This window comes from Clostridium sp. CTA-5 (assembly GCF_054768135.1).
This window is the reverse complement of the sequence record NZ_BAAAAT010000006.1, coordinates 155,510-166,320: the sequence shown is the minus strand read 5'-3', so window position 1 is coordinate 166,320 and position 10,811 is coordinate 155,510. Positions and strand designations below refer to the sequence as shown.

At 34.1% G+C, this 10,811-nt stretch carries 22 protein-coding genes; all 22 read left to right on the top strand.

The genetic code is table 11. The annotated features are described in order from the left end of the window. Positions 1–1,056: elongation factor Tu (gene tuf / locus ACYUET_RS13235; RefSeq protein ID WP_460280329.1), on the top strand; the 1,056-nt coding region annotated here is incomplete at its 5' end. Between the two features lie 486 nt (positions 1,057–1,542). Further along, positions 1,543–1,851, top strand: a complete 309-nt coding sequence (rpsJ, locus tag ACYUET_RS13230) for a 30S ribosomal protein S10 (protein WP_002582605.1) — start codon at positions 1,543–1,545, stop codon at positions 1,849–1,851. Positions 1,852–1,924: 73 nt separating this feature from the next. Beyond that, on the top strand, positions 1,925–2,554 hold the full coding sequence (rplC, locus tag ACYUET_RS13225) for a 50S ribosomal protein L3 (protein WP_460280326.1): 630 nt from the start codon (positions 1,925–1,927) through the stop codon (positions 2,552–2,554). A 25-nt stretch (positions 2,555–2,579) separates the two neighbouring features. Then, a complete protein-coding gene (gene rplD, locus ACYUET_RS13220; protein ID WP_460280324.1) occupies positions 2,580–3,200 on the top strand; it encodes a 50S ribosomal protein L4 in 621 nt (206 codons plus the stop codon). Next, entirely contained in the window at positions 3,200–3,496 is a 297-nt protein-coding gene (gene rplW, locus ACYUET_RS13215; RefSeq protein ID WP_219779648.1) for a 50S ribosomal protein L23, read from the top strand. The genes rplD and rplW overlap by 1 nt, the downstream gene beginning before the upstream one ends. Positions 3,497–3,556: 60 nt before the next feature. Next, complete coding sequence (rplB, locus tag ACYUET_RS13210) at positions 3,557–4,390, top strand: 50S ribosomal protein L2 (RefSeq protein ID WP_460280322.1); 834 nt, start codon at positions 3,557–3,559, stop codon at positions 4,388–4,390. 66 nt (positions 4,391–4,456) lie between these two features. Continuing rightward, complete coding sequence (rpsS, locus tag ACYUET_RS13205) at positions 4,457–4,735, top strand: 30S ribosomal protein S19 (RefSeq protein ID WP_460280320.1); 279 nt, start codon at positions 4,457–4,459, stop codon at positions 4,733–4,735. A 20-nt stretch (positions 4,736–4,755) separates the two neighbouring features. Beyond that, positions 4,756–5,091, top strand: a complete 336-nt coding sequence (gene rplV / locus ACYUET_RS13200; protein WP_460280318.1) for a 50S ribosomal protein L22 — start codon at positions 4,756–4,758, stop codon at positions 5,089–5,091. A 21-nt stretch (positions 5,092–5,112) separates the two neighbouring features. Further along, entirely contained in the window at positions 5,113–5,778 is a 666-nt protein-coding gene (rpsC, locus tag ACYUET_RS13195; protein ID WP_460280316.1) for a 30S ribosomal protein S3, read from the top strand. A gap of 17 nt (positions 5,779–5,795) precedes the next feature. After that, positions 5,796–6,230 (top strand): 50S ribosomal protein L16, encoded by a 435-nt coding sequence (gene rplP, locus ACYUET_RS13190; RefSeq protein WP_219779657.1) that lies wholly within the window; start codon positions 5,796–5,798, stop codon positions 6,228–6,230. After that, on the top strand, positions 6,230–6,442 hold the full coding sequence (gene rpmC, locus ACYUET_RS13185) for a 50S ribosomal protein L29 (protein ID WP_460280315.1): 213 nt from the start codon (positions 6,230–6,232) through the stop codon (positions 6,440–6,442). Before rplP ends, rpmC begins: the two co-directional genes overlap by 1 nt. A gap of 22 nt (positions 6,443–6,464) precedes the next feature. Then, positions 6,465–6,719: a 30S ribosomal protein S17 gene (rpsQ, locus tag ACYUET_RS13180; protein ID WP_460280314.1), complete on the top strand. Its 255-nt coding sequence runs from the start codon at positions 6,465–6,467 to the stop codon at positions 6,717–6,719. A gap of 28 nt (positions 6,720–6,747) precedes the next feature. After that, positions 6,748–7,116, top strand: coding sequence for a 50S ribosomal protein L14 (gene rplN / locus ACYUET_RS13175; protein WP_090090813.1), 369 nt, complete (start codon positions 6,748–6,750; stop codon positions 7,114–7,116). A gap of 15 nt (positions 7,117–7,131) precedes the next feature. After that, positions 7,132–7,446: a 50S ribosomal protein L24 gene (gene rplX, locus ACYUET_RS13170; protein ID WP_460280312.1), complete on the top strand. Its 315-nt coding sequence runs from the start codon at positions 7,132–7,134 to the stop codon at positions 7,444–7,446. Positions 7,447–7,468: 22 nt separating this feature from the next. Continuing rightward, positions 7,469–8,008, top strand: coding sequence for a 50S ribosomal protein L5 (rplE, locus tag ACYUET_RS13165; protein ID WP_219779665.1), 540 nt, complete (start codon positions 7,469–7,471; stop codon positions 8,006–8,008). Positions 8,009–8,024: 16 nt separating this feature from the next. Continuing rightward, positions 8,025–8,210, top strand: a complete 186-nt coding sequence (locus tag ACYUET_RS13160; protein WP_219779667.1) for a type Z 30S ribosomal protein S14 — start codon at positions 8,025–8,027, stop codon at positions 8,208–8,210. A 32-nt stretch (positions 8,211–8,242) separates the two neighbouring features. After that, positions 8,243–8,641, top strand: a complete 399-nt coding sequence (rpsH, locus tag ACYUET_RS13155) for a 30S ribosomal protein S8 (protein ID WP_460280310.1) — start codon at positions 8,243–8,245, stop codon at positions 8,639–8,641. A 77-nt stretch (positions 8,642–8,718) separates the two neighbouring features. Next, positions 8,719–9,261: a 50S ribosomal protein L6 gene (gene rplF, locus ACYUET_RS13150; RefSeq protein ID WP_460280308.1), complete on the top strand. Its 543-nt coding sequence runs from the start codon at positions 8,719–8,721 to the stop codon at positions 9,259–9,261. An 18-nt stretch (positions 9,262–9,279) separates the two neighbouring features. Beyond that, positions 9,280–9,639 (top strand): 50S ribosomal protein L18, encoded by a 360-nt coding sequence (rplR, locus tag ACYUET_RS13145; protein ID WP_219779674.1) that lies wholly within the window; start codon positions 9,280–9,282, stop codon positions 9,637–9,639. 19 nt (positions 9,640–9,658) lie between these two features. Further along, on the top strand, positions 9,659–10,156 hold the full coding sequence (gene rpsE, locus ACYUET_RS13140; RefSeq protein ID WP_460280306.1) for a 30S ribosomal protein S5: 498 nt from the start codon (positions 9,659–9,661) through the stop codon (positions 10,154–10,156). An 11-nt stretch (positions 10,157–10,167) separates the two neighbouring features. After that, the gene (gene rpmD / locus ACYUET_RS13135) at positions 10,168–10,347 is read left to right on the top strand and encodes a 50S ribosomal protein L30 (protein WP_460280304.1); all 180 of its coding nucleotides are present in this window, start codon (positions 10,168–10,170) and stop codon (positions 10,345–10,347) included. Between the two features lie 21 nt (positions 10,348–10,368). Beyond that, positions 10,369–10,809, top strand: a complete 441-nt coding sequence (gene rplO / locus ACYUET_RS13130) for a 50S ribosomal protein L15 (RefSeq protein WP_460280302.1) — start codon at positions 10,369–10,371, stop codon at positions 10,807–10,809. Positions 10,810–10,811: the final 2 nt, after the last annotated feature.

Genomic DNA, 10,811 nt, shown 5'->3' with positions numbered 1-10,811 from the left:
GGTCACGTAGACCACGGTAAGACTACATTAACAGCTGCAATCACAACTGTTTTAGCAAACAGAGGATACGCAGAAGCATTTAACTATGCAGATATCGATAAGGCTCCAGAAGAAAAAGAAAGAGGAATCACAATCAATACTGCACACGTTGAATACGAAACAGAAAACAGACATTATGCTCACGTTGACTGTCCAGGACATGCTGACTATGTTAAGAACATGATTACAGGAGCAGCACAAATGGATGGAGCTATCCTAGTATGTTCAGCAGCAGATGGTCCAATGCCACAAACAAGAGAACATATCCTACTAGCATCAAGAGTTGGAGTTGACTACATCGTAGTATTCTTAAACAAAGCTGATATGGTAGATGATGAAGAATTATTAGAATTAGTTGAAATGGAAGTTAGAGAATTATTAAGCGAATAYAACTTCCCAGGAGAYGATATTCCAGTAATCAAGGGTTCAGCATTACAAGCATTAGAAAACCCAACAGATGAAGCTAAAATAGCTCCAATCTTAGAATTAATGGAAGCAGTAGATARCTACATTCCAACTCCAGAAAGAGCAACAGATAAGCCATTYATCATGCCTGTAGAAGATGTATTTACAATCACAGGTAGAGGAACAGTTGCAACAGGAAGAGTTGAAACTGGAGTACTTCACGTAGGAGACGAAGTTGAAATCGTAGGATTAAGTGAAGAAAAGAAAAAAGTTGTAGTAACAGGAATCGAAATGTTCAGAAAGTTATTAGATGAAGCACAAGCTGGAGATAACATAGGAGCATTATTAAGAGGAGTTCAAAGAACTGATATCGAAAGAGGTCAAGTATTAGCTGTACCAAATTCAGTACATCCACATACAAACTTCGTAGGTCAAGTATACGTACTTAAAAAAGAAGAAGGTGGAAGACATACTCCATTCTTGCCAGGAGATCACATCGACATGAAAGTTGAATTAATCACTCCAGTAGCTATGGATGAAGGATTAAGATTCGCTATCAGAGAAGGTGGAAGAACTGTAGGTTCAGGAGTTGTTACTAGCATAGCTAAATAGTAACTTAACTTAATTTAAAAATAAAAAATTCTAATTAGAATATAAGATAAGGTAGAGAAAAGCGCTGTTCTCTACCTTATTTTTTTGTAAAATAAAAATTGAATTTATACTGTAATGAAATAGAATAAATAAATAAAAAAATAATAAAAGTATTGAAATTTATATTAAATGCAATTAGAATAATAAAAGAAATAAAAAGAGAAAAAACTTTTTAATTACGTAAAATAAAAAACTTGAAGAAAAGTATAAAAAAAACTTGAAAAAGATTATTAAGAATAGTATAATGAAGAAGTTGCATAGCATACAGCGATGAGTCAAGAGGTTGCCGGACTTCCGGGTAATTCTTGATGAGTAAGTTTGGATCTAGAATCCGACGACAGGGATTTTATAAATCTGTGGCGAGTGATGAAACACCCGGAGCAGTTTACAGAATAGCCGCTGTTGTGCGTTAGAAGTAAAGCGTACATGAAAAGGAGGGAAACCATAATGTCAAAGCAAAAAATAAGAATCAGATTAAAAGCATTTGATCACACAATATTAGATCAATCAGCTGAAAAAATCGTTGAAACTGCAAAAACATCAGGAGCTAAAGTAGTAGGACCAGTTCCACTACCAACTGAAAAAGATGTTGTTACAATATTAAGAGCAGTTCATAAGTACAAAGATTCAAGAGAACAATTTGAAATTAGAACTCATAAGAGATTGATCGACATAGTTAATCCATCACCTAAAACTGTTGATGCATTAATGAGATTAAATCTTCCAGCTGGTGTAGATATAGAAATTAAACTATAAGCTGGAAATAAAATAAAAGACGAACTATTATGATTGGAAACAGTCCGCTAATTAGTTTAGGAGGTGTAGATACATGAAAAAAGCTATATTAGGAAGAAAAATAGGGATGACTCAAATCTTTAATGAAGCAGGAAAAGTTATTCCAGTAACTGTAGTAGAAGCTGGTCCATGTGTTGTTGTTCAAAAGAAAACAATTGAAAAAGATGGATATGAAGCAATACAAGTTGGTTTTGATGAAATAAGAGAAAAATTAGCTAACAAACCAGCTAAAGGACATTTCGCTAAAGCAGGAGCAACTTTAAGAAGAACTCTTAAAGAATTCAGACTTGAAGATATAACTGCATACGAAGTTGGCCAAGAAATAAAAGCTGATGTATTTGAAGCAGGAGAAAAAATTGATGTATCAGGAGTTTCTAAAGGTAAGGGATTCCAAGGTGTTATAAAAAGATGGAATCAACAAAGAGGACCAATGAGTCACGGTTCTAAATTCCATAGAGCACCAGGATCAATGGGAGCTTCTTCAGACCCATCAAGAACATTCAAAAACAAGAGAATGCCAGGACATATGGGATCTGTTAACACAACAGTAATGAATTTAGAAGTAGTTAAAGTAATAGCTGAAAAGAACTTATTATTAATCAAGGGTGGAATCCCAGGACCTAACAAGGGTACAGTAGTAATAAGAAACGCAGTTAAAGCTTAATTTCTGAAGGAAAGGAGGAAACATAATGCCTACAGTAGGATTATTTAATCAAGAAGGAAAACAAGTTGGAGATATCGAGTTAAATGCAAACGTGTTTGAAACAGAAGTAAATGCACATGCATTACACCAAGTAGTAGTTGCTTTATTAGCTAATAAGAGACAAGGAACTCAATCAGCTAAGACAAGAACTGAAGTCAGAGGAGGCGGAATTAAGCCTTGGAGACAAAAAGGTACTGGTAGAGCAAGACAAGGTTCTATTAGAGCACCACAATGGATTAAGGGTGGTATTGTATTTGCACCAAAACCAAGAGATTACAGAGTTTCAGTGCCAAAGAGCATGAGAAAAGTTGCTATGAAATCAGCATTAACTAGTAAAGTTAATGATGGTCAAATGGTTGTTTTAGAATCATTAGCTTTTGAAGCACCAAAAACTAAGCAAGTTATAGAAATGTTAAAAGCATTTGAAGCTAAGAAAACATTAATAGTAACTGCTGAATCAAATGAAGCTGTATACAAATCAGCAAGAAACATCCAAGGGGTTAATGTTATCCCAGTAAACAACATCAACGTATATGATTTATTAAAATTTGAAAAATTAATCATAACTAAAGATGCTGTATCAAAAATTGAGGAGGTGTACGCATAATGAAATTAACAAGCCATGACATAATAAGAAAGCCAGTTATAACTGAAAAGAGTATGGCAGCTATGGCAGAAAAAAAGTACACTTTCATGGTTCACGTAAATGCTAATAAATCTCAAATAAAGAGAGCTGTGGAAGAAGTTTTTGATGTTAAAGTTGAAGATGTTAAAACTATAAATGGTTTAGGAAAAACTAAAAGAATGGGCGTACATGTAGGAAAGAGATCTGACTACAAGAAAGCTATTGTTACATTAACAGAAGAAAGCAAAGGAATCGAATTCTTCGAAGGATTACAATAGTAGATTAAGGCCATTATTGGTGAGAACACCAGAAAAGCTGAAAAGAAGGAGGGAATTGTAATGGCAGTTAAAAAGTTTAACCCAATTACACCATCAAGAAGACAAATGACTATGCCAACGTTTGAAGAAATAACTTCACAACAACCAGAAAAGTCACTTCTTGTTGCACTAAAAAGCAAAGCAGGTAGAAATGCTCAAGGTAAAATTACTGTAAGACACCGTGGCGGCGGAGTTAAGAGAAAATACAGAATTATAGATTTTAAAAGAAATAAGGATTCAGTTCCAGCAAAGGTTGCAAGTATAGAATATGATCCAAATAGATCAGCATATATTGCACTTGTTGTTTATGCAGATGGAGAAAAGAGATACATAATTGCACCAGCAGGATTAAACGTTGGTGATGTAGTAGTTTCTGGACCAGATGCAGATATCAAACCAGGTAATGCTCTTCCATTAAAGAACATTCCAGTTGGTACAGTTATCCACAATATCGAATTACAAAAAGGTAAAGGTGGCCAATTAGTTAGAGCGGCTGGTAACTCAGCACAATTAATGGCTAAAGAAGGCGATTATGCAACTTTAAGATTACCTTCAGGTGAAATGAGATACGTAAGAATTGAATGTAGAGCAACAATCGGAACAGTGTCTAATGCAACAAACGATATCGTTAATATCGGTAAAGCAGGAAGAAAGAGACATATGGGTTGGAGACCTACAGTTAGAGGATCTGTTATGAACCCTAACGATCACCCTCACGGTGGTGGAGAAGGTAAATCACCAGTTGGTAGACCAAGTCCAGTTACTCCATGGGGTAAACCAGCACTTGGATACAAAACTAGAAAGAATAAGAAATATTCTGATAGATTTATCATTAAGGGTAGAAACGCTAAGTAGTTTGAAGAGAATAGTAATTTCTCTTCTAGCTTATCGTAGTAAGATTTATGAAGGGAGGCAATGTTAGTGAGTAGATCAACAAAAAAAGCACCTTTTGTTCATAAAGGACTTTTAAAGAAAATAGAAGAAATGAATGCAAGTGGAGAAAAGAAGGTTGTAAAAACTTGGTCAAGAAGTTCAACTGTTTTTCCACAAATGATTGGTCACACAATCGCAGTTCATGACGGAAGAAAACATGTTCCAGTTTATTTATCAGAAGATATGGTTGGACACAAACTAGGTGAGTTCGTATTAACTAGAACTTACAGAGGTCATGTAGCAGATAAAACATCAAAAAGAAAGTAGCCTGGAAAGGAGGAACATAAATGGAAGCTAGAGCTATAGCTAAATATATTAGAATGTCTCCAATGAAAGTAGGAGTTGTTCTTGATTTAATAAGAGGAAAACAAGTTAAAGAAGCTTTTGCTATTTTAGAATATACTCCAAGAGAAGCAGCAGTGGCAATCAAAAAAGTTTTAAAATCAGCTGTTGCAAATGCAGAAAATAATTTAGAATTAAACGCTGATAACTTATATGTTTCAGAAGCTTTTGTTGGTGAAGGTCCAATACTTAAGAGATTCAGACCAATGGATCACGGTAAGGCATTCAGAATCAATAAAAGAACTAGTCATATAACAGTAGTTGTTAAAGAAAGAGCTTAATATAGAAGGAGGGAAATTTAAGTGGGTCAAAAAGTACATCCTCACGGTCTTAGAGTAGGCGTTATCAAAGGATGGGATGCAAAGTGGTATGCTAATAAAAAAGACTTTGCTGATAATCTTGTAGAAGATAACAAAATAAGAAAATTCGTTAAAAAAGAACTTTTCTCAGCTGGTATTTCTAAAATAGAAATCGAAAGAGCTGCTAAAAGAGTTAAATTAAATATATATACTGCTAAACCAGGTGTTGTTATTGGTAAAGGTGGAGCAGGTATAGAAGCTTTAAAAAAGAAATTAACTGGTTATGTTGTTGGAAAGAATATATTAATCAACATAGTAGAAGTTAAAAATGCTGAATCAGATGCTCAATTAATGGCAGAAAATATTGCTGCACAATTAGAAAAGAGAATTTCATTCAGAAGAGCTATGAAGCAAACAATACAAAGAGGTATGAAACACGGAATAAAAGGTGTTAAGACTGCTTGTTCTGGTAGATTAGGTGGAGCTGAAATAGCAAGAACTGAACAATATCATGAAGGAACAATTCCACTACAAACATTAAGAGCTGATATAAACTATGGATTTGCTGAAGCAGATACAACATATGGAAAAATCGGAGTTAAGGTTTGGGTTTATAATGGAGAAGTTCTTCCAACTAAGAAAGTAGAAAAGGAAGAAGCTAACGCATAGGAAAGGAGGAATAGATCATGTTAATGCCTAAAAGAGTAAAACATCGTAAGGTACAACGTGGTAGAATGAAAGGTAAAGCTACAAGAGGTAATTTCTTAGCTTATGGAGATTTCGGTCTTCAAGCAACAACTTGTGGATGGATTACAAGTAATCAAATTGAAGCTGCCAGAATTGCTATCAATAGATATATAAAAAGAGGTGGAAAACTTTGGATAAAGATTTTCCCAGATAAGCCAGTAACAGAAAAACCTGCTGAAACAAGAATGGGATCTGGTAAAGGATCACCAGAATATTGGGTTGCAGTTGTTAAACCTAATAGAGTGGTATTCGAGTTATCAGGAGTTGCTGAAGAAGTTGCAAGAGAAGCAATGAGACTTGCATCACACAAACTTCCTGTAAAAACTAAGTTTGTTACAAGAAGAGATTTTGAGGAAATGGGTGGTGAAAAATAATGAAGGCTAGAGAATTAAAAGAATTAAAATCAAGCAATCCTCAAGATTTAGCAATTAAGCTAACTGATCTTAAAGCTGAATTATTTAACTTAAGATTCCAATTAGCTACAGGACAATTAGAAAATCCTATGAGAATTAGAGAAGTAAAAAAATCTATAGCCCAAATAAAGACCATCTTAAGAGAAGACGAACTAAGGGCGTTAGAGCAGTAAATCTGGAAGGAGGGAAGCCCTAATGGAAAGAGGATTAAGAAAGAAAAGAACTGGTAGAGTTGTTTCTGATAAAATGGATAAAACTATCGTAGTTGCTGTTGAAACTAAGGTTAGACATCCACTATATGGTAAAACAGTTAACAAAACTACAAAGTTTAAAGTTCATGATGAAAATAATGAAGCAAGAATTAACGATAGAGTATCAATAATGGAAACTAGACCTTTATCTAAGGATAAAAGATGGAGACTTGTTGAAATAGTTGAAAAAGCTAAATAGGCTTTAAAACTGAAAGGAGGGTAATTCAATGATACAACAACAAACTTTACTTAAAGTTGCAGATAATTCAGGTGCAAAAGAAATTATGTGCATTAGAGTATTAGGTGGATCAAAAAGAAAATTTGGTAATATCAGTGATGTTATCGTAGCTAGCGTTAAAAGTGCAACACCAGGCGGAGTTGTTAAAAAAGGTGAAGTTGTAAAAGCAGTTGTAGTTAGATCAGTAAAAGGATTAAGAAGAGCGGACGGTTCATACATCAAATTCGATGAAAATGCTGCAGTTATCATAAAAGATGATAAACAACCAAGAGGTACTCGTATCTTTGGACCTGTTGCTAGGGAGCTAAGAGATAAAGAATTTAATAAAATTTTATCATTAGCACCAGAAGTTCTATAAGAGGAGGTGTCTTACTTGAAGGTACATGTAAGAAAGAATGATACAGTTATAGTTATATCTGGAAAAGATAAAGGTAAAACTGGTGAAGTTTTAAAAGTATTACCTAAGACAGGAAAAGTTCTTGTTCAAGGAATTAACATAGTTAAAAAGCACCAAAAAGCTAATAAAAATCAAACTGAAAGTTCTATAATTGAAAGAGAAGCTGCAATTAATAGTTCAAAGGTTATGTTATATTGTAATAAGTGCAAAAATGCTACTAGAATTAGTAACAAAATATTAGAAGATGGTACTAAAGTTAGAGTATGCAAGAAGTGCTCAGAAACATTCTAGAATCTGAAAGGAGGTAACCAATATGACAAGACTTCAAGAAAAATATCAAAAAGAAGTAATTCCGGCAATGATCGAAAAGTTCGGATATAAAAATATTATGGAAGTTCCAAAGCTAGAAAAGATCGTAATAAATATGGGTGTTGGAGAAGCTAAGGAAAATCAAAAAGTTTTAGAATCAGCAGTTAGTGATTTAACTTTAATATCTGGTCAAAAACCAATATTAACTAGAGCAAAGAAATCAGTTGCTAACTTTAAAATAAGAGAAAATATGGCTTTAGGATGTAAGGTTACTCTAAGAAAAGCTAAAATGTTCGAATTCGCTGATAAACTAATGAGTATCGCATTACCTAGAGTAAGAGATTTCAGAGGAGTTTCAGCTAAGGCATTTGATGGTAGAGGAAACTATTCATTAGGAATAAAAGAACAATTAATATTCCCAGAAATAGAATATGATAAGATTGATAAAGTTAGAGGAATGGATATAATCTTCGTTACAACAGCAAACACAGACGAAGAAGCTAGAGAATTATTAAGATTCCTAGGAATGCCATTCGCTCAATAATAAGGAGGGAAACATATTGGCACGTAAAGCTATTATTGAAAAATGGAGCAAAACTCCTAAATACAAAACTAGAGCTTATACAAGATGTAGAATATGTGGAAGACCACATGCTGTACTAAGAAAATACGGAGTATGCCGTATTTGTTTTAGAGAACTTGCTTATAAGGGAGAAATTCCTGGTTGCAAGAAAGCAAGTTGGTAATAGACATAATGTAATGAAAGGAGGCACATTAAATGGTTATGACAGATCCAATAGCAGATTTACTAACACGTGTAAGAAATGCTAATTCTGTAAGACACGAAGTGGTGGAAGTACCTTCTTCAAATGTTAAGAAGGCAATTGCAAATATATTATTACAAGAGGGTTATATCAAAGAAATTAATGAATATAACGACGGAGTAGTACCAATGTTAAGAATAAGTCTTAAATATGGTGCTAATAAAGAAAGAGTTATAACTGGTATTAAGAGAATTTCTAAACCAGGTTTAAGAGTATATTGTAAAAAAGACGAAGTACCAAAGGTTCTTAATGGATTAGGTGTTGCTGTTGTTTCAACTTCAAAGGGATTAATGGTTGACAGAGAAGCTAGAAAGAACGGATTAGGTGGAGAAATCATTTGCTACGTTTGGTAGTATTTAAATTTTGATAATAAACAGAATTGTAGTTTAATAGAAGATACAATTTTAGAAATAATACAGGAGGTGTACTTATGTCAAGAGTTGGTAGATTGCCAATAGCTATTCCTGCTGGCGTAACTGTAACTGTAACACCAGACAACGTTGTTACAGTTAAAGGTCCAAAAGGCGAATTAGTTAAAACTATGCATAAAGACATAAATATAGCAATTGAAAACAATGAAGTAGTTGTTACAAGACCTAGTGATCAAAAAAATCACAGAGCACTTCATGGTTTAACAAGAGCATTACTTAATAATATGGTAATCGGAGTAAATGAAGGTTACCAAAAGAGTTTAGAGTTAGTTGGTGTTGGTTACAGAGCTCAATTACAAGGCAAAAAGCTTGTAATGAACCTTGGATATTCACATCCAGTTGAAATAGAACCTATAGATGGAATCACATTCGAAACTCCAGCTGCAACTAAAGTAATTGTTAAGGGAATTGACAAAGAAAAAGTTGGAGCTGCGGCAGCAGATATAAGAAAATGGAGAGTACCAGAACCATACAAGGGTAAAGGTATTAAGTTCGAAAATGAAGTGATCAGACGTAAAGAAGGTAAAACTGGTAAGAAATAATAGGAAGGAGTGAGCTTTATGTTTAAAAAGGTAGACAAAAAGGCAAGTAGAGAAAAACGTCACCTTAGAGTTCGTAAGAAAATTTTTGGTACTTCTGAAAGACCAAGACTTTCAGTTTTCAGAAGTGAAAAGAATATATACGCACAAATTATTGATGACGTAAATGCTGTTACAATAGTAGCTGCTTCAAGTTTAGATAAAGAATTTTCTGCTAAAGGCGGAAATAAAGAAGGTGCTAAACTTGTAGGAGAAGCTGTAGCAAAGAAAGCTATAGAAAAAGGAATCACTGAAGTTGTATTTGACAGAGGTGGATACGTATATCACGGAAGAATTCAAGAATTAGCAGAAGGCGCTAGAGAAGCGGGCTTAAAATTCTAATATACGAGGAGGGAAATAAATGAGAATCGATCCTAGTACACTAGACCTTAAAGAAAAGGTTGTTTATATAAACAGAGTTACTAAGGTTGTTAAAGGTGGTAGAAACTTCAGATTCAGCGCTTTAGTTGTTGTTGGAGATGAGAACGGCCACGTTGGAGTTGGAATGGGTAAATCTATTGAAATTCCAGAAGCAATCAAAAAAGGAATAGAAGATGCTAAGAAAAACTTAGTAAGTGTTGCTATAGTAGGTACAACTGTTCCTCATGAAATAAATGGTAGATTTGGAACAGGAAATGTTCTAATAATGCCAGCTAAAGAAGGTACAGGAGTTATTGCTGGAGGTCCAGCAAGATCTGTATTAGAATTAGCAGGACTAAAGGATGTAAGAGCTAAGTCATTAGGTTCAAACAATCCTAAGAACATGGTTAATGCAACAATAAACGGATTAGCAAGCTTAAGAACAGCTGAAGATATAGCTAAATTAAGAGGAAAATCTGTTGAAGAAATATTAGGTTAGGAGGTATTGCAATGGCTAAATTAAGAGTTACTTTAGTAAAGAGCTTAATAGGTAGAAAAAAAGATCATATTGCTACTGCAAATGCTCTTGGACTTAAAAAGATACACAAGACAGTAGAACATGAGGGAACACCTCAAATCAAAGGTATGTTAAAGAAAATTGATTACCTATTAAAGGTAGAAGAAATATAATAATAAGGAGGTGTACTGAATATGAAACTTCATGAATTAAAACCAGCAGTAGGTAGCAAAAAAGCGCCTAAGAGAGTCGGAAGAGGTACAGGTTCTGGATTAGGAAGAAATGCTGGTAAAGGTGAAAAAGGTCAAAACGCAAGATCAGGTGGTGGAGTAAGACCTGGTTTCGAAGGAGGCCAAATGCCTTTATACAGAAGACTTCCTAAGAGAGGTTTTACAAATATTTTTGCTAAGAGCTATGTTAGCATTAACATAGATAGATTAAATATATTTGAAAATGGCACTGAAATAACTCCAGAAGTATTACTTGAAAGAAGAGTTATCAGTAAAATATTAGACGGAGTAAAGATTCTTGGAAACGGAAATTTAGAAAAGTCCTTAACAATAAAAGGATGTAAGTTCTCAAAGTCTGCAATAGAAAAGATCGAAGCAGCTGGAGGAAAAGTTGAGGTGATTTAAGA

Bases quoted from the DNA above. Each gene is read 5' to 3' on its own strand.
- rplN (WP_090090813.1), top strand. From the start codon at position 6,748: ATGATACAACAACAAACTTTACTTAAAGTTGCAGATAATTCAGGTGCA.
- rplO (WP_460280302.1), top strand. From the start codon at position 10,369: ATGAAACTTCATGAATTAAAACCAGCAGTAGGTAGCAAAAAAGCGCCT.
- rplP (WP_219779657.1), top strand. From the start codon at position 5,796: ATGTTAATGCCTAAAAGAGTAAAACATCGTAAGGTACAACGTGGTAGA.
- rplR (WP_219779674.1), top strand. From the start codon at position 9,280: ATGTTTAAAAAGGTAGACAAAAAGGCAAGTAGAGAAAAACGTCACCTT.
- rpsQ (WP_460280314.1), top strand. From the start codon at position 6,465: ATGGAAAGAGGATTAAGAAAGAAAAGAACTGGTAGAGTTGTTTCTGAT.
- rplF (WP_460280308.1), top strand. From the start codon at position 8,719: ATGTCAAGAGTTGGTAGATTGCCAATAGCTATTCCTGCTGGCGTAACT.
- rpsE (WP_460280306.1), top strand. From the start codon at position 9,659: ATGAGAATCGATCCTAGTACACTAGACCTTAAAGAAAAGGTTGTTTAT.
- rplV (WP_460280318.1), top strand. From the start codon at position 4,756: ATGGAAGCTAGAGCTATAGCTAAATATATTAGAATGTCTCCAATGAAA.
- rplC (WP_460280326.1), top strand. From the start codon at position 1,925: ATGAAAAAAGCTATATTAGGAAGAAAAATAGGGATGACTCAAATCTTT.
- rplE (WP_219779665.1), top strand. From the start codon at position 7,469: ATGACAAGACTTCAAGAAAAATATCAAAAAGAAGTAATTCCGGCAATG.
- rpsJ (WP_002582605.1), top strand. From the start codon at position 1,543: ATGTCAAAGCAAAAAATAAGAATCAGATTAAAAGCATTTGATCACACA.
- rplB (WP_460280322.1), top strand. From the start codon at position 3,557: ATGGCAGTTAAAAAGTTTAACCCAATTACACCATCAAGAAGACAAATG.
- rplW (WP_219779648.1), top strand. From the start codon at position 3,200: ATGAAATTAACAAGCCATGACATAATAAGAAAGCCAGTTATAACTGAA.
- rpmD (WP_460280304.1), top strand. From the start codon at position 10,168: ATGGCTAAATTAAGAGTTACTTTAGTAAAGAGCTTAATAGGTAGAAAA.
- rplD (WP_460280324.1), top strand. From the start codon at position 2,580: ATGCCTACAGTAGGATTATTTAATCAAGAAGGAAAACAAGTTGGAGAT.
- rpmC (WP_460280315.1), top strand. From the start codon at position 6,230: ATGAAGGCTAGAGAATTAAAAGAATTAAAATCAAGCAATCCTCAAGAT.
- rpsH (WP_460280310.1), top strand. From the start codon at position 8,243: ATGGTTATGACAGATCCAATAGCAGATTTACTAACACGTGTAAGAAAT.